The organism is Pedobacter gandavensis, assembly GCF_032678465.1.
In the GTDB taxonomy this organism is placed as follows: domain Bacteria; phylum Bacteroidota; class Bacteroidia; order Sphingobacteriales; family Sphingobacteriaceae; genus Pedobacter; species Pedobacter gandavensis_B.
The window spans coordinates 288,115-305,561 of the sequence record NZ_JAVTSK010000005.1 but is presented as its reverse complement, the minus strand read 5'-3'; the positions used below and the strand labels follow the sequence as shown (position 1 = coordinate 305,561).

The following is a 17,447-nucleotide window of genomic DNA, read 5'->3' as shown; positions in this document are numbered from 1 at the left end:
AAAACATATACGGGATTTTTTTTGCTATTTTGTACCCCAAACATCCAGACCTGACAAGGGTCTCTTTAGTACGTATACACACAAATATGATTATTTTAGTTTTCTTTCTTTTACATTGGTTCCTTTCTCTATTTTCACAAACTTTCTTTTTACACCGTTATGCCTCGCATAAGATGTTTAAGATGAATCGCTTCTGGGAGAAATTTTTTTATGCCATTACTTTTTTATCTCAAGGATCCTCTTTTTTAAACCCTAGAGCATACGCTATTTTACATAGGATGCACCATGCTTTTAGTGATACCGAAAAAGATCCTCACTCTCCACATTTCGTAAAAGACGTATGGGGAATGATGATTAAAACCAAAAATATCTACCTGAACTACTCAAAATATAACATTGAGCCAGAGGAGCAGTTTAGGGATAAATATCCTTCATGGCCTATCATTGATAAAATTGGTGATTCCTGGATAACGAGAATTGTATTTATAGGTTTCTATGTCTGGTTTTATGTGACATTCGCTACGGCATGGTGGATGTTTCTTTTATTGCCAATCCACTTTTTAATGGGACCAATTCATGGTGCTATTGTAAACTGGTGCGGACATAAATATGGTTATTCTAACCATGATAATGACGATCATAGTAAAAACTCTTTGCCTTTGGATTTCCTAATGTTAGGTGAATTGTTCCAAAATAACCACCATAAAAAACCAAATAATCCAAACTTCGCCTCGCGATGGTTTGAATTTGATCCTACTTATCCGGTGATGAAGGTGATGCATTGGTTGCATATCATCCGAATCAGGAAAGTTTAAAAATATTCAGGTGTTTTTCAAAATCTATTATCGTTATTTTTAAACTGTAAACTTTTGCCCTCGATGGTCAACATGTTCCAAATCTAAAAATAACGATATAGATTTTTTAGGGATAAAAGCTAATTGCTATTTGCCTTTATTCTACAGGAGTGAGGTATTGCGTATAGGAATAACCTTGTGCTCCGCCATCGGTTTTTATCATCCACCATTGGTCATTTTCTTTTCCAACTAGTGTGACAATCTCATGTCGCGCAGCTTTTCCAACGATATCATCGTTGGTACTTGGTCCTTTACGGATGTTCAGGTTAGAGCTGTTTGTAGTAACCTTTAGTTTAGCTCCTTCAGGAACACCAACAACACTATTGATATTCATGACAAGATCTCCTGAAGCATAATTCGGATCAAGACGTTCGTAAGTATCCCATAGTTGTTGTTTCACAGTGCCACTGGTAGCACCATCAATATACAACACGCCATCTTGTTCACGAACATTTAAGTCGTTTACACCTGAAGCGGTTGCAGTATCAATAAGTTCTCTATATTTTTCTTGTAAAGCCATGGTCTGTCCTCCTGGATTATTTAATCACCAATTGATTGTCTATCTTTTTAGGTTTTAAGGCGTTCAATGCCATCATTAACTTTTGAAGCTCTCCTTTGTTGAGTTCACCTTTTAAAGTAACCACACCATCATTCACTGTTGCCGCAACTGTAGGGAAATCTTTTGTAGCGTCTTTTACTGCAAGGCCTAATGGGGTATCCGCACTTACTTCCACTTTGGTAACTTCTACAGTTAGGTTATTAACCACCGACTTCACGCCTGGAACTGCTGCGGCTGCTTTTCCTAAAGCATCTTTACTAGCTTCATCTGTCACCTGACCGGTAATTGTAACAACTCCTTTGTCAACAGCAACTCCGGAAGCAGATAGATTAGGACTAGATTGGATGGCATTTTCTACTGCAGTTTTCAGATCAGCATCTTTCGGCGTGCTTTTACATCCGGCAATTGTGGCCACCATAAAGGCAGTCACCATAACCAGAGCCATCATTTTGCTCATTAGTTTTTTCATTTTCAGATAGATTTTGTTTAAACTATTGTTGCTCACCCAGTTCAGTTGAGGGTGTATCTACAAGATAGCCAATTTACTTAACGTCTGACGTTAAAAAATGTTTAACAAAACTGTCTTTTTAAGCGGCTGACATTTCACTTTTTTAGGCGGTCTAAAATTAATGCTGTTTTTGAGGTATTGAAAGAACTTAAATAATCGGGAGAGTTGTTTGAGCCTGGCACTTCTACATCCAGTATACCGTATTGAGTATAGCCAGCTTGTCAATAGGCGTATTGCACATCATTACTCTAAATATTTGCGCAATGAATATAGCCAGCTTGTCGATAGACGTATTGCACATCATCACTCTAAATATTTGCGCAATGAATATAGCCAGCTTGTCGATAGACGTATTGCATATCATCACTCTAAATATTTGCGCAATGAATATAGCTACACCTTGACGATAGGCGTATTGTACATTTTTACCTTAATTATTTGCCTGTACTAAGTACAATCTCCTGTTAAGTTCTCCACCAATTACTTTGTAGTATGCACAAAAAAAGCAAGCATACTAAGAGAATACCTAGAAAATTTTACCCTTTTTCAGGGTAAAAGATTTCAGTATTCGAATAGTTGTGCTTGCTTTTTTAGAGGAACCTAAGTACCCTTCTATTATTTTATTTTGAACTCCATCTGCGGCTACCGCTGCTTGGTGTTCTTTTAGCTCCACTCAAATTAGGCTCACGTTGACCGCCACCCTGACCTCTGCCAGATGGTTTACCGCCACCATTGCCACCTCTGTTACCGCCACCACGAGAACCACCTCTTGAACCACCGCCACCTTTAGGTTTCTCATTTGCTGCAGTCATCAGGCTTTGCCAGCTCATCGCATAAGGATGATCCTCCGTTACCGGAATACTTAAAGCGATTAACTTTTCAATATCTTTCAGGAACTCTCTTTCTTCCGCATCGCAGAAAGAAAGTGCAGTTCCACTTAATCCCGCACGACCAGTACGACCGATTCTGTGAACATAAGTTTCCGGAATGTTTGGCAATTCGTAATTGATCACATGTGCTAGTTCATCCACGTCAATACCACGCGCTGCGATATCTGTGGCAACAAGAATTCTTGTTGTTTTTGCTTTGAAATTGGTTAATGCCCTCTGTCTTGCATTCTGCGATTTATTCCCGTGAATTGCTTCCGCCTTAATGCCTACTTTGATCAGGTCTTTAACAATACGGTCTGCACCATGTTTAGTTCTGGTAAAAACTAAAGCGGTTTCAATTGTTTTGTCTTGTAAGATGTGGATCAATAAGTTTTTCTTATCGTTTTTACTTACAAAAAACATTTGCTGTTGAATCTTTTCAGCGGTAGAAGAAACCGGAGTAACCTCTACTTTTAAAGGATTTGTCAGAATCGTATCTGCAAGTTTCTGGATCTCCTTAGGCATGGTTGCCGAGAAAAATAAAGTCTGTCTTTTTACGGGCAGCTTAGCAATTACTTTTTTAACATCATGAATGAATCCCATGTCCAACATTCTGTCTGCCTCATCCAGTACAAAGATTTCAATGTCTTTCAGGTTAATAAAACCCTGGTTCATTAAATCTAATAATCTACCTGGAGTAGCAATAAGAATATCAACACCACGGTGTAGGGCATCTGTTTGTGCTTTCTGGCCAACACCACCGAAAATCACTAAATGACGAAGCGGAAGGTTTTTACCGTAGGCCTTAAAGCTTTCCTCAATTTGGATGGCTAATTCGCGTGTAGGTGTCAGAACCAATGCTTTGATGTTCTTATGAACTTTAGTATTTGCATGAGGCTTGCTTAGCAATTGAAGCATAGGAATGGCAAAAGCAGCAGTTTTACCTGTACCGGTTTGCGCGCAGCCTAATAGATCTCTGCCTTGAAGTATAGTTGGGATGGATTGTTCTTGTATTGGGGTAGGTTGTGTATAACCTTCTGTTTGGAGCGCTTTTAAAATAGGCTCAATCAGGTTTAATTCTTCGAATAACAATGTATTTGTCTTTTAATGTATAATAATGAAACGAAAGAATATCGTTCATTGCAAATATACGCATAACTTTTGGCTTTTGGGTAATTCGGATTTTGCGGTTTAACTGACTGTTAATTAGTTGGTTTGTTTTCTTTGAAGCGGCTAAAAAATAATAAGGCCAATACGCAAAGCACAAAGCCAACTACACCATTTAAACGAAGGCCATAATCTTGTCCAGGGTCTTTTCCATAGACAGTAAGCATGGCAAAAATAGCTATGCCCATAGTCTGTCCAAGTTTCACAAAAAGATATTTTACCGCGAAAAACATGCCTTCATGATTCTCACCGGTCTCTTCGGTGTCTTTCTGTGCAATATCGGCCAGAATTGCATTTGGAAGGATACCCAATGCTGCGAGGGGGAAGGAAGCACAACAAACCATAATATACATCTGCAACGTTGGAGAAAAGGGCAGTTTTCCAAGGAAAAATATGGTAACAAATATCAGGCTGAGTACGGTAAAGGCAATGAGCACCAATGGTTTTTTTCCAAACCTTTTAGCGCCATAATTGATAAAGGGATAAAATACCAGTGACAGTAATACCATGATGCCCATAAATTTTCCGCCGTCCGAATCGGGTAAGCCCAATAGCACGGTCACAAAGAACAATAAACCGCTGGAGATGATGCTTAAGGCAATGTAATAACTGAAATCTGAGATCAGGTAATACTTAAAATTGGAATTCCTGAAGGTGTTTTTTATGGCATGAACTAAGGGGATATGCGTTGGTTTGGCATTTGTAAATTCCTTCTCATTGATAAAAATAATGGGCAATGTCATGACCAGTCCGGATAAGATACTGAGACCACATATGGTATGCTGTAAAGCTTCCGAACGCTTCATTGCCGGAAATACGTCCTGGATCAGATCCGCATAATTATTGCACAAAGCGGCTAGGATCATCCCCAATACAAAACCGACTTGTTGGTAAGTGGAAAGGCGTACTTTCTGATCTGCACTATGAGTTAATTCTGCCAGTAGCGCATTGTATGGAATGATATAAGTAGTCACAGAAATGAAAAAACCGGCCAGAACAATGGTTAGCCACCAGGCATTGCTGATACTTTCTCCGTTCACCAATGGGTAGAATACCAGGGAACAAAAGACCACTGCAGGAATAATCGCATATTTCATGATGGGGATTCGTCTGCCTTTAGGATTACTGCTGGCGTCACTAATAGAGGCGATGAAAGGGTCATAGATTGCATCAAATAACCTACCGGAAGCTGCGATAAGTGATAAAATATTGAAAGCACCAAATACTAAAAGTTGTGGAACCAATGGATACAGCCCGGAGTGGTTTGGTGGAAGGTAAAAGTAGGGCAGCATGACAATAATCAAATTGGTCATAATGCTCCAACCCATCATTCCGGCAGCGTAAGCGATTTCTTTTTTTAAAGGCAATGGTTTTATCGGCATGATTATAATTCGGATTCTGGAGGTATGTTTTCGCTTGGGCTCATTTTTATCGCTGGCGACTGGTGGTTTTGTTTGAGGTGATCTTGTGGATTCTAATGCTGTCTATGTCTTAGGTTTCCCTTTCCGTAAAAATACATTCAGGAAATAAATCAGAATAAATCCTGCGAAAATCAGCAGTCCATTTCTTCCCGCTTCTGAGTCGTTTACATAAATGCTGATGCCCACAAAAGAATAGGCCGCAATGAAAATCAAAGGCAAAAGTGGATAAAGTTTCATGCTGTAAATTTTGCGCTTATCCAGATGAGCCGTTTTTTTTCTCAGAAAGAATATCGTTGCAGCAGAAGTGGCCATGCCGATGCAGTCCAGAAAAATGGTGTAGTTTAAGATCTTATCGAAAGTTTGTGCATAAAGCAAGGTAAAAATAGAAATGATAGAGAAAACAGTAAGGCTCACGAACATCACTTCGTTTTTCTTGCTTTTTTTGCTAAACAGGGCAGGTAATGCGCCCTCTTCTCCCATGGCATACATCACCCTTGGATTACTCAATAAATTCACATTCACATAACCGAGCACGGAGAAATACACCAGACAGGATAGAATGGTAAAACCCATCGGACCAAATAACTTACCGGCGAGAATAGCCGCGATGCTTTCTGCAGTTTTCAATTGCTCAAATCCAATCACTTTTACATAGGCATAATTGATGGATAGGTATAAAATGATGATGATGGTAAGACCAGTCATGATTGCCCTCGGAATTACTTTATTGGGTTCCTTCGTCTCACCGCCAAAGTTGATGGCTTGCTGGTAACCGCCGAAAGTAAAGGAGATGGCAATCAGGCAAATGCCGAGTGCCTTTCCATAATCCATCCAATCTGGTGCAACACCGGTAGTTGTGCTAAACTCCGGTAAGCTGGAGCTGATGTTTGATGCCCCAGGTCCGGTAAAAATAGCGCAGATTAAAATCAATACCATGCCTATCTTTACCATTGACAATACATTTTGCGTTTTCGCACTTACTTTTAAGCCAAATAAATTGAGCAGGTAAAAAAGGAAAATCGTAATTCCCGCGATCACAATTCTGTAGAATTCAGTCTGAAGTTCGATAGGAAGGAGGATTTTACTCAGGTATTCTGCACCAATTAAAGAGACTCCTGCAACGGATGCCGCATTGGAAACCACAATGATACAGTTGATGGCAAAAGCAATGGAAGGGTGGTAAAAAGCAGAAAAAATCTTATAATAACCACCAGTAACCGGAAACCTGGAGCCGATCTCTGCATAAGTCAGCGCGCCACACAGTGCAACCAGTCCGCCAATAATCCATGCAGAGAAAAACAACTCTGGAATCTGCGCTCCTGCTGCCACATTTACCGGCGTCCGAAAGATGCCCATTCCGATCACCAAACTGACCACAATCATAGATAAGTCGAAGAGGGAGAGCTGTTTCTTCTCAGGCATAAGGTCTCTGTTTTATAATTTGAATATACAGGAAAATGTGTATTTGTTGAAACTTTGTGGTTGATTCCCCGGCATATTAGCTTAAATTTGTAATTCTACTCAATTACATCATGGCTGAACCGAATTATAACGAAGATAGTATACGCTCCCTCGATTGGAAGGAGCACATCAGATTGCGTCCCGGTATGTATATCGGTAAACTTGGAGATGGTTCTGCGCAGGACGATGGGATTTATGTATTGCTGAAGGAGATTGTCGATAACTCAATTGATGAGTTTGTGATGGGAGCCGGACGCACCATAGAAATTACCGTTTCTGATCAGAAAGTAAACGTCCGTGATTATGGTCGTGGAATTCCATTAGGTAAAGTAATCGACTGTGTATCTAAAATTAATACCGGGGGTAAATACGACAGCAATGCCTTCCAAAAATCCGTAGGATTGAATGGAGTAGGTACCAAGGCTGTAAATGCGTTGTCTAATGCTTTTTCTGTACAATCGTATCGTGATGGTAAGACTAAAAAAGTAGAGTTTTCAAAAGGAGAGGTTCTGATTGATAATCCAATCATTGATACGACACAACGCAATGGTACAGCCATCACCTTCTATCCTGATGAAACGATTTTCAGAAACTATCATTACATCCCGGATTTTGTGGAAAGTATGATCTGGAATTACGTGTTCCTGAATGCCGGATTAACCATCAATTTCAACGGACAAAAATATTTATCTGAACGCGGTCTTTACGACCTATTACATAAACACGCCGGAGCAGAGACCATCCGTTATCCGATCATTCACCTGAAAGGAAATGATATTGAGATCGCCATGACTCACGGACAACAATATGGAGAAGATTACCATTCTTTTGTAAACGGTCAGCATACTACTCAGGGTGGAACGCACCAGGCCGCTTTCCGTGAGGCAGTAGTGAAAACCGTAAGAGAGTTTTATAAAAAAGAATACGATGCTGCAGATATCCGGGCTTCCATTATTGCAGCCATCTCGGTCAGGGTACAGGAACCTGTATTTGAATCGCAGACCAAAACAAAGCTGGGTTCCCAAAATATGGGGCCAGACGGACCTTCGGTGAGGACTTTTATCAATGATTTCGTAAAGAAAGAATTGGACGATTATCTGCACAAACATACCGATGTGGCAGATGCTTTATTGAAAAGAATTTTACAGTCGGAAAGAGAACGTAAAGACATTGCCGGAATTAAAAAGCTGGCCAACGATAGGGCAAAAAAAGCATCCCTGCACAATAAGAAGTTAAGAGATTGTAAGGTGCATTTTAATAGCAGCCATGAAAAAAGATACGAAACCACTCTTTTCATTACAGAGGGGGATTCGGCTTCAGGATCCATCACCAAATCCAGAGATGTGGATTGCCAGGCGGTATTCAGTTTAAAAGGAAAACCTTTAAACTGCTATGAGCTGACCAAGAAAGTAGTGTATGAAAACGAAGAGTTTAACCTGCTGCAACATGCTCTGAACATTGAAGATGGTCTTGATGGCTTACATTACAATAATATTGTCATCGCCACAGATGCAGACGTAGATGGAATGCACATCAGACTACTGATGATGACTTTCTTCCTGCAGTTTTTCCCTGATCTGGTTCGCTCCGGACACGTCTATATCCTGCAAACACCATTATTCCGTGTTCGTAATAAAAAAGAAACCATTTATTGCTATAGCGATGAGGAGCGTAAAGCAGCTATTGCAAAACTGGGCAATAAACCAGAAATTACAAGGTTTAAAGGTTTAGGAGAAATCTCTCCAGATGAGTTTGGTTTGTTTATTGGAAAAGACATCAGGTTAGATCCTGTGATTCTGAAAGACCAGACGATCAAAAGCTTGTTGGAGTACTATATGGGAAAAAATACGCCGGACAGACAAAAACATATCATTAAAAATCTGCGAATTGAAAAAGATACGCTAGATGAATTGGTTTCTCCAAATCAGGATGCAGCGACAGCAGCGGTAAGCCATGATATCGTATCAGATGAAGAAATGATCGCCGAATCCGCTTAAATAATTACAGCTTAAAGCTGAGTCATAAAACGCAAGAGTTATGATCAAAAAACGGGAGTAGATAACCATCTATTCCCGTTTTTTATATTCCTGATTAGGGCTGTTTTAAATGAACCGTATCCTCAGGATGTTGTGGAGGTAAGGCTTTCACCTCTTTTTCTACGACTACCACTTTAGTATGAACGGCGTATTTACTGGGTTTAATCCCTTCACTATATTTTTCCGCATAAGCCTGTGTAAATTCCGCGCCAAAATAAAGGATAATTGCCGTATAGTAAATCCATAACAGAATCACAATGATGGATCCTGCAGCACCAAATGCTGAGGCTGGATTACCTATTTCGATATAAATGCCAATTGCATATTTACCAATACCAAATAGCAATGCGGTAAACAAGGCGCCAATAATAGCAGGCTTCCATTTAAGCTCTACATCAGGTAATACCTTAAATATAATGGTAAAAATGCTGGTCACTACAGCCAATGTTACCGCATTGGTAATGACTAACATCATCAATTCCGAAACCTCTTCTATACTGATGTAGGCGGCAATCTTATGTCCGAGGCCTACAACCACACTATTGACCACCAGGGAGACCAGCATTAAAAATCCTAAAGAAGCAATCAATGAAAAAGAAAGCAGCCGGTTTACGATGAGTTTTTTCCATCCCTTCTTAGGAACGGCTTTCACTTTCCAGATCAAGTTGATGCTATCTTGTATTTCGATAAATACCGCAGTAGCACCGATAATTAAAGTACTGATCCCAATGATTAAACCTAAGGTGCTTTTCCCGCTGTAATTGGCATTGTTCACAAAACTTCTCAATTGATTTGCGGCCTCTTTACCTACCATGTCCCCGATTTCTGCAAAGAATTTTTCCCTTGGATTGATGTTGCTCAAATCTGTGCTATCTCCTAAAAATAAGCTGGCTGCGGAGAGCACAATGATGATGAGTGGTGTCAGGGAAAATATCGTATAATAGGCTAATGCTGCACTTAGTTTCATCACACGGTCTTCCATAAAACCTTTTCCGGCAGCAATAAACAAATGGCCGGTTGCTTTAAGAAAGTGGATGATCTTTTTGATAAACTTCATATTTTGTTTAGAAAGGATAACCAATACCCAGATTGAATGTTAAATTTTGTTTTCTCCAGGCACTGCTGCCAAAATCGATGTCTTTCATCACCCAGGCTGGTCCGCCTGGCAAATCAGGGCGCCTGATCGGAAAGGCAGCGTCCAGACGAATCACAAAGAAAGAGGCGTCAACCCTTAATCCTGCACCGGTACCAATAGCCATTTCACTTAGGAACCGGTTAAATTTAAATTGTCCTCCCGGTTTTAAGGGATCATTTTTTCTCAGCCAAATGTTTCCTGCATCAATAAAGGCCGCACCGTAAAGCATGCTTACAATTTTGAAGCGCAATTCCGTATTCAGCATGATTTTAACATCACCACCCTGATCTTTGAAAGTTAAAGAGTCAGGAATCACATATGTGCCCGGTCCCAATATCCTGGAGCCAAAAGCCCTGATGTCACTGCTTCCTCCTGCAAAAAACTGGCGCACAAAAGGAAGGGCCTTACTATTGCCATAAGCATATCCAAGACCAACGTTAAAACGGTTTGCCCAGGTAACTTTCTTATTGACCTTATAATAGTTTCTGATATCGCCTTCCAGTCTTATAAACTGTGAAAGCGCAGTGCCAAATATGGATCTCTTTCCTGCAGCATCTTTTGGTGCCAATAAACCCAGCACTGTACCTGAAGTCTCCAGGTCACCAGAGAAATAGATATTATTTCTTTTATTCTGATTCACCTGGTCATTATAGGTGAAATTATAGTTTAAGCCTACGATAAACTGATTTTCCAAACTGGTTCTTAAAGAGGGGTTCTCCCTAAAAAGCGTTGCAGAATCTACAACATTCGATTTCACATAATTGATGGAAATTGGATTAAAAATATGTTCCTTGTAAATGTTCTCCTTCCAGTCGTAACCAAATTCCGCTTTAACGGCTTTTAAGGTATAATCTACACGATCCAGAATCTGATAGGAGGCAAGTATGTTTGTTTTAGGAATAAAGGCATTGGTACTATTAAATTTAAACCAGGGGAGTAGAAAACGAGGGAATATTAATTTTGCCTGTCCCGTTAAGGAATATGAATTCCCCTGAGCCTGATTCGATCCCCTGATCTGTTTCTCAAAACCACCACTGGCACTGATTTCCAGTTTTTCCGCACCGCGGAACACATTTCTTGTGGTCTGGGTTAATTTCACTTCAGAACCCACAAAATTATTTGATTTACTGGTGCCTAAAATCTGGAAGGATAAAGAGTTTTTCTTTAATGGTGTGAGGTAGAAGTTGACATTCAGTTGGTTGTTTTTAAAGCTGTCTACCGGTAAAAAATCTGCTTTTACCACTTTAAATGTTCCAATGTTCACCATTCTGTTTAAAGATTGGTTGTGGTCTTTTCTGTTGTAAAGCTCTCCTTTATTAAAGAATACCAACCTGTCAAACACACCCAGTTTAAAGGTGTTTTTAGGGTCTTTAATGATGAAATCTTTGTAAAGTATCGGTTTACTCGCGCGAATAGAGGAGTCGTTCCTTAGCGAGAAATTCGGATAAATGGTAATGTCATTTATGGTGTAGGGTTTCAGTGCTGCATTTGGGGTGATCTCCTTTATTTTTACAAAAATGTTGACCTTATTGTGCCCGATAGTGCTGTCTACCTGCAGAATCAGGTAATCCGGATTGAAATAGAAGTAACCAGTTTGCTTCAGGTCGTTATCAATTCTTTCCCGTTCCGCTTTGAAGGTGTCAAAATCATAAAAATCACCAACTTTAAGGAGAGAATTCCCAGAATTACGACTGATTACAGCAGTGATGCCTGCGCTGTCTTTTGGAAAGTTGACCTGATTGATGGTATAGCGATCTCCGGTTTCAGCGGTATAAATTGCTTTGGCTTTTCTATTTTTAACCACTGTATCCCCGGTTACCTTTGCCTGCAAATAACCCTGAGAGATTAAATAACTGGCCAATACTGCATTGTTATAAGGAATTTTCACCTGGCTTTGCAATACCGGTGGTTCCCCAACTTTATTGCGCAACCAATGGCGGATGCCTTTTGCTTTCTTAGGCTCTCCGGCAAGGTTATAAATGTATAATTTGATCCTTAGCCCTAAGAATGAAGCATTGGGGCGTGGCCTGGTTTTATCTTCTAAAATTCCCTTTATATCGCTCTCCTCTTCAATCTTCCCTGTTGAATCCGGATTAATTTTTACGCTTGCACCAGTATATAAATTCTGTCCTGCCGGCAAATATTTAATATTGCTGCAGGCAGAAAATACCAGGCAAAGACTCATAAAAAATAAAGGTCTAATTCGTTTTCTCATTTTTGGGCTTCTGTTCTTTTTTAATCGTACGTCTATCTCTAAATTGTTTGAAAATCTCACGGAATTTATTGTAATCCACTACCAGGGCGAAACCAATACCGGTTTCTATAATCTGACCTTCAATAATTCCTTCCGTCTGATTTCTTCTATAAGCACGCAGACGGTAGCGGCCATCTTTAGATAACAGGTATTCGATATTTACGTTTCCTGCAATATTGCTGGAATTGTTGTTGTTCTGACCTGAATTTCCTTCTAATCCGAAAGAACTACCTACAGTTACTGTGAGCCTGTCGTCCAGCAATTTCTTAGACAAACCAATCTCCAGTTCCGTGCGGTTTTCCAGTTTTCCAGTAGAATAATCTTCTGAAGTATTCAATCCAAAATTAATGTCGACTCCCTTAACCAGGTCTGAAGCCATATTGTTCAGCTGTTCGGTTAATAATTTACTTACACTCTGACGGGCATAATTGGCCACCAGACCATTTCCGCTTCCTGCCAGACTTTGGAAAGGATTTTCTGCTATAAATCGTTCTAATGCCAATAATGCAAAGACCTGTTTGTTCAATTCACTCTCATTTGCATTTATGGTCTGTAATTGCGCATACACCAATCCACCAATAATTCCACGTTCATTTTCCGGTAGATCCAGTTTGAAATTAATAATTGGTTTCATAATCTCCCCTGTAATCATCAGGTATACCTGGAATGGAAACTTTTGTTTCGATTGGGCTCTGCTCAGTTCGTCGCTTACCTGGTTGGCAATCAAATCGATGGCAGGAGCATTGGCTTCATACAATGCCGTGATGTCTACATTTGCAGAGGTCGGCTCACCAGTCCATACAATACTGCTACCTTGCTGTATTTTAAATTCTCTGGATACGATACCCCCAACGGAAAGTTTGTAAGAACCATCGCTAAGTTCATATCTGCCGGTAAGACTCATCTTACCACTCGGGTCCATTGTGGCATTTAATGTACCTTCTCCCTTTACTTTCAGCTGATCTCCATTTGAAGGGTCTACCACCACCGTAAATTCTGCGTCTTTATCCATATTGAGGTCTGCGCTGAGATTGATACCCATGATCGGAGCCTTGGTCACACTATCCGTTGACAAGGCTACCTTACCATTAAATGGCGGAGCATCCGCATCTATAAACTGGACCACACCTTCCTGATCTATAATGGAAGGATCAGAACTTGGCATGGCAAAGAAAAATTTGGTGCCTTTATTCACGGTAATGTTCATATTGATCTGCGGTTGATACATATCTCCACGGATTCTAAAGAAATTGGTGCTGACAAACACTTTACCATAAATCATGTCATTATCAGCCTCCGTAGAGTTCATCAACCTGAAATTCCTGGCAGAAATGTCCAGGCCAAAACGGAAATCTGTATAATTGGTGGTGTAAATATTTCCATTTACAGTTAATGGCTGATTCAGAGAATCCAGTACCGTGAAACTGTCGAATTTGATCCCTTCTTCATTGAAACTGATGGTCTCGTCCGGTATTCTGAAATAAGAGTTGACATAAGTTGCCGTAAATGCCGCCTGGTTAAATTTCAACTCTCCAAGTATTTTTGGTGCGGTTAAAGCACCTTTTACGGAGAACTGTCCGCCGATAGTTCCCGAGCCATTTTTTATTTGCCCCATAGAAAGGCTTTCCAGTTGTTTTAAGTCTATCTTATCAATATTCAGGGTTAAGTCTAATGCGCTTTCTGGTGAAGTGTAATAGAATCCATTGGCCCTAAGCTCGTGTACGCCAGACAAGGAAATGTTCGTTTCAAAGGCATTTGCTGTATTGTTGTTTACTGCTACACGCAAGGTACCCAACTGGTCTTTCTGGTAACGCAATTGATCAATAGTCAGGTTGGCTTCAAATTTCGGGCTTCCCATCAGGTCTTTTGCATCCACAGTTCCGTTGATCACACCACCAAGAAGCGAGCTGTCCTGTTCGGCAAACTTGGTTAAGGTCTCGATTTTGAAATCTTTAAACGCTACTTTTAATGGTGCATTAGACTCATTGCTCACACTGTTTATACTTAATAATTGGTTATCCCTGCTGATGTCGAAATTCCGCGCCATAATTCCCGATTGACCAAACTGGATGTAATTATCAGGAGCCACTAGCCATTTTTGGTAATTCAACAAAAGTTTTTGAGGATCCAAACTAAATCGGAAATCTTTGTTGATCGATTGGAAGGTTCCTCCAAGCAGGTATTTGTCTTTGAGTTTACGATCTCTCAGGAATATATTTACACCTAAGTTATTGCCCACAGCATCACCACTAACTTCCGTATTGTAGAGATTAATCGAAGGACTTTGCAGACTTTTTACTGTCAGCTTATAATTGATTTTCTGATCTGTATTGTCGATGCTTAATTTGGTGCTGTCTACATTATAATCCCCATAAACCACTTTAGGAATCCAGGCTTTCATCGTTAGACTGTCTTTCTTCGTGTCTAATAATCCGTAGATATAAGAAGGAGAGAAAGTAGTTAATGAAGGTACAAAGTCCTGTAGGAATTTAGGATTGTAAACTTTGGCAAAGAAACGAATCCGCTGATCAGGAATCTGTTTAACCTCCCCAAACTGATAGTATTTGTTGAGCTGATTGGTTACTGCAGCAGCCAAATTCGACAATTGATATTTTCCATCGATGCGGGCAGACATGAGTTCCGATTTTAAGGTCAGCAAGCTTTTCTCTGCAGAAGTTTCCGCATGGACCTGAATTGTGTCTACGTTAATTCTCTTGCCTTCTTTAACTACTTGCAAACCTTTTACAAAGACATCACCATTCAGATAATCCAGATCTGCGGTACTTAAATCAGCATCAATGGTACCGGCAACTTTAAATTCTGTCGGACTAAAATTCAAGGCTTTAAGGTCAACCTGTGTCAGGTCCATTTTTGCTTTTACTGCTGGATATTTACCTGCAATGTTTACTGCGGCACTGAGATTGAAATTCAAATTGCTGTCCGCCATATTGCTTTTCAAATTCAGCTTTTGCTGTGCATATGTTCCATTGATATTCAGGTTTTTGTAAGTATACTTATTATAAGCCGCTGCCAGGATTTGTCCGTTGATCTTTAGGTTGGCAGTTTTTGGATCCAGACCTGTTCCATTTACAGTGGCTTTGGCAGTAACCCTACCTAGCTGTGCCTGTTGTTTCAAGAGTTTGCCAACATTGAAATTATTCAGGCTGATATTGGCGGTATATTGCTCTTTTCCTTTCGGACCTTTCATATTGGCCAGTAATTTGGCCGATCCCATGTCGGTATTGATGTTGAAGCCGGTGTTGAAATTAGTTAGGGAGCCGGTAAACTTACCATTGGCCTGTATCCTGTTTGGCAATTCTATGTTTGTAGGTAAGGTGTTTTTAGGAATCACTACCAATAAATCCTGTTTGGTCATGGAAAATTGCCTGATGTTCAGGTCAGCATAGAGCTTGTTCATGTCTGGCAATCCTTTGATTTTACCATTGATGTCTATTACCGTACTTTTTAAGCCAGTAGCCTGAAAACGAGGGATATTCAGGTTATTGAGGTAGCCATTTACATTTCCGTTGATCTTCAGTTTTTCATTTCTATAAGCGGCAGGAACAGCATCAGAAAAATAACCGGCATCCTTCAAACCTATCGTTGAATTTCTGACCACCATATTGATTTTTACCCTTTCCGGATGTTTCGTCAGGTCATCCATGGAAGTATAGGTCAGGGCAGTCGCGTTCTCAATCGACGTATGAGGTGTTTTTAAAATGAAGTTTTTAACATAAATGGCTTTGTCGCTATACAAAACATCTCCCTGTAATCTCGACAATTGGAAGCCGCTTTTTTCTTTCATGAAGCCTTTTTTTACCACTACTTTGATGCCATCAGGGCCATAACCAATACCTTCTGCAATCAAATCCAGATCAGAGATTTTCAGGTGATTAAAATCCATGCCCTTGACTGGCTTTTCGCTCAGGTTATCAAACTGTATGTTGTTTTTTGAAAGGTTTAATTTGTTGAGCAGTAAAGAAATTGCCGGAGAAGCAGCAGGATCAGTGCTGTTGCTGCCATCTTTAGCCGCTCCTGATTTTACACTGCTTGTTGTTTTTCCCGATGAACCTGGTGTAGCTGTTTTTTCATTTGCCGGTTTAAAGGCAAAAAGCACATCAGAATTATTTAAGCTGGCCTGTTCTAACTGGTAACTGCTTTTACTAAGGTCAGCCATCAATTTACTCATCGAGAATTCCTTGAGGTTCAGATTTGCCTTCATCTGTGATGCAGCGGCCAGGTAATTCAGCGTAGAATTATTGATTTTTCCTTCCGCAACCTTGTATTTGTTATTGGTCAGGTCGGCCATCAATTGTGTCAGAACCACTTCATTCAGATTCAGATCCGCATTCATTTGTGAAATCTGGTCTTCAAAATTGATTTTTACATGGTTAAAAGCAAAGTCCTGTATCTCCACCAAAGGCAATTTACCAGATGCGGTTTTTGAGGTGTCAATACTTTGTTCGAGCTGTGCTTTTAATTGAGTAAGTGGTTTACGCTGCGCATATTTTAAGTCGGTATTTTTTAAGGAAAGCGATTTGATCAGGTATTTTTGCTGATCCATATCAAAGTCTTTAATATCGGTCTTAAATTCACCAAGATGTAATTTCACTTCGTTTCCTGCCACATCATCACGATACACAATCCCAATGTCCTCTAAACTGATTTTGCTCACAGAAAATTTAAGGGTAGAAGTGGTATCTTTTTTTACCTGATCCTCCGGTTTCTTTTGATCAGACATAAAGGCATCCACTACAAAAGAAAAGTTGAAAGTAGTGTCTGGGTTGATCCTGGTGACATTGGCACGGATTTTTTCTAAAGCAATGTTATTAATCTCTACTTTATTGTTCATTATTTTGAACAGATTGATATCTACTGCCAGTTTTTGTGCATATAATAAGGTATCACCTTTTCTGTCTTCCATGTAGAATTTGTTCAGGACAATGTCTTTAGGAAGGGCAATATGTATGCTTTCCAGGCTAACCTCAGTTTTTGTTTTATTTTTTAAGTAACTGATCGCCTGATTTTTTACGAAATTTTGTACTGCCGGAATATTTAGAGAAAGCGCAAGCAGAACCACGAGCATGATGATGCTGGCGATAATCCATAAAACGACTTTAAAACTTTTACGTATATATTTATTCAATTGACTTAAATTGAGATTTTGTGTGATTATCGGTTAA

At 39.9% G+C, this 17,447-nt stretch carries 11 protein-coding genes; 2 read left to right on the top strand and 9 right to left on the bottom strand.

Annotation, left to right across the window (positions count from 1 at the left end; genetic code table 11):
• Positions 1–86: 86 nt before the first annotated feature.
• The gene (locus R2Q94_RS11705; protein ID WP_316821647.1) at positions 87–815 is read left to right on the top strand and encodes an acyl-CoA desaturase; all 729 of its coding nucleotides are present in this window, start codon (positions 87–89) and stop codon (positions 813–815) included.
• A gap of 136 nt (positions 816–951) precedes the next feature.
• Here the strand turns inward: R2Q94_RS11705 and R2Q94_RS11700 are convergent, their stop codons facing one another.
• The 6 genes from R2Q94_RS11700 to R2Q94_RS11675 all read right to left on the bottom strand — a co-directional run bounded on the left by R2Q94_RS11700 (position 952) and on the right by R2Q94_RS11675 (position 6,800).
• Entirely contained in the window at positions 952–1,374 is a 423-nt protein-coding gene (locus tag R2Q94_RS11700) for an SH3 domain-containing protein (protein WP_316821646.1), read from the bottom strand.
• A 16-nt stretch (positions 1,375–1,390) separates the two neighbouring features.
• Positions 1,391–1,882 carry a BON domain-containing protein gene (locus tag R2Q94_RS11695; RefSeq protein ID WP_316821645.1) on the bottom strand — a complete coding sequence of 164 codons (492 nt, stop codon included), beginning with the start codon at positions 1,880–1,882 and terminating at the stop codon, positions 1,391–1,393.
• Between the two features lie 223 nt (positions 1,883–2,105).
• The gene (locus R2Q94_RS11690) at positions 2,106–2,285 is read right to left on the bottom strand and encodes a hypothetical protein (RefSeq protein ID WP_316821644.1); all 180 of its coding nucleotides are present in this window, start codon (positions 2,283–2,285) and stop codon (positions 2,106–2,108) included.
• 256 nt (positions 2,286–2,541) lie between these two features.
• Positions 2,542–3,882: a DEAD/DEAH box helicase gene (locus tag R2Q94_RS11685; RefSeq protein ID WP_316821643.1), complete on the bottom strand. Its 1,341-nt coding sequence runs from the start codon at positions 3,880–3,882 to the stop codon at positions 2,542–2,544.
• 110 nt (positions 3,883–3,992) lie between these two features.
• A complete protein-coding gene (locus R2Q94_RS11680; protein WP_316821642.1) occupies positions 3,993–5,339 on the bottom strand; it encodes an MFS transporter in 1,347 nt (448 codons plus the stop codon).
• 102 nt (positions 5,340–5,441) lie between these two features.
• On the bottom strand, positions 5,442–6,800 hold the full coding sequence (locus R2Q94_RS11675; protein WP_316821641.1) for an APC family permease: 1,359 nt from the start codon (positions 6,798–6,800) through the stop codon (positions 5,442–5,444).
• 110 nt (positions 6,801–6,910) lie between these two features.
• Between R2Q94_RS11675 and R2Q94_RS11670 the strand changes: the two genes are divergently transcribed.
• Positions 6,911–8,836, top strand: a complete 1,926-nt coding sequence (locus tag R2Q94_RS11670) for a DNA topoisomerase IV subunit B (protein ID WP_316821640.1) — start codon at positions 6,911–6,913, stop codon at positions 8,834–8,836.
• Positions 8,837–8,930: 94 nt separating this feature from the next.
• Here the strand turns inward: R2Q94_RS11670 and R2Q94_RS11665 are convergent, their stop codons facing one another.
• Genes R2Q94_RS11665 through R2Q94_RS11655 form a run of 3 tightly spaced genes read right to left on the bottom strand, consistent with a single transcriptional unit; the run spans position 8,931 to position 17,410 of the window.
• Positions 8,931–9,932, bottom strand: coding sequence for a YihY/virulence factor BrkB family protein (locus R2Q94_RS11665; RefSeq protein WP_316821639.1), 1,002 nt, complete (start codon positions 9,930–9,932; stop codon positions 8,931–8,933).
• Positions 9,933–9,939: 7 nt separating this feature from the next.
• Positions 9,940–12,225, bottom strand: a complete 2,286-nt coding sequence (locus R2Q94_RS11660) for a BamA/TamA family outer membrane protein (RefSeq protein WP_316821638.1) — start codon at positions 12,223–12,225, stop codon at positions 9,940–9,942.
• Complete coding sequence (locus R2Q94_RS11655) at positions 12,209–17,410, bottom strand: translocation/assembly module TamB domain-containing protein (RefSeq protein WP_316821637.1); 5,202 nt, start codon at positions 17,408–17,410, stop codon at positions 12,209–12,211. The genes R2Q94_RS11660 and R2Q94_RS11655 overlap by 17 nt, the downstream gene beginning before the upstream one ends.
• Between the last annotated feature and the right edge of the window lie 37 nt (positions 17,411–17,447).

Coding starts and splice junctions, on each gene's coding strand:
- R2Q94_RS11675 (WP_316821641.1), bottom strand. CDS start 6,800: ATGCCTGAGAAGAAACAGCTCTCCCTCTTCGACTTATCTATGATTGTG.
- R2Q94_RS11690 (WP_316821644.1), bottom strand. CDS start 2,285: ATGATATGCAATACGTCTATCGACAAGCTGGCTATATTCATTGCGCAA.
- R2Q94_RS11705 (WP_316821647.1), top strand. CDS start 87: ATGATTATTTTAGTTTTCTTTCTTTTACATTGGTTCCTTTCTCTATTT.
- R2Q94_RS11695 (WP_316821645.1), bottom strand. CDS start 1,882: ATGAAAAAACTAATGAGCAAAATGATGGCTCTGGTTATGGTGACTGCC.
- R2Q94_RS11700 (WP_316821646.1), bottom strand. CDS start 1,374: ATGGCTTTACAAGAAAAATATAGAGAACTTATTGATACTGCAACCGCT.
- R2Q94_RS11660 (WP_316821638.1), bottom strand. CDS start 12,225: ATGAGAAAACGAATTAGACCTTTATTTTTTATGAGTCTTTGCCTGGTA.
- R2Q94_RS11670 (WP_316821640.1), top strand. CDS start 6,911: ATGGCTGAACCGAATTATAACGAAGATAGTATACGCTCCCTCGATTGG.
- R2Q94_RS11680 (WP_316821642.1), bottom strand. CDS start 5,339: ATGCCGATAAAACCATTGCCTTTAAAAAAAGAAATCGCTTACGCTGCC.
- R2Q94_RS11665 (WP_316821639.1), bottom strand. CDS start 9,932: ATGAAGTTTATCAAAAAGATCATCCACTTTCTTAAAGCAACCGGCCAT.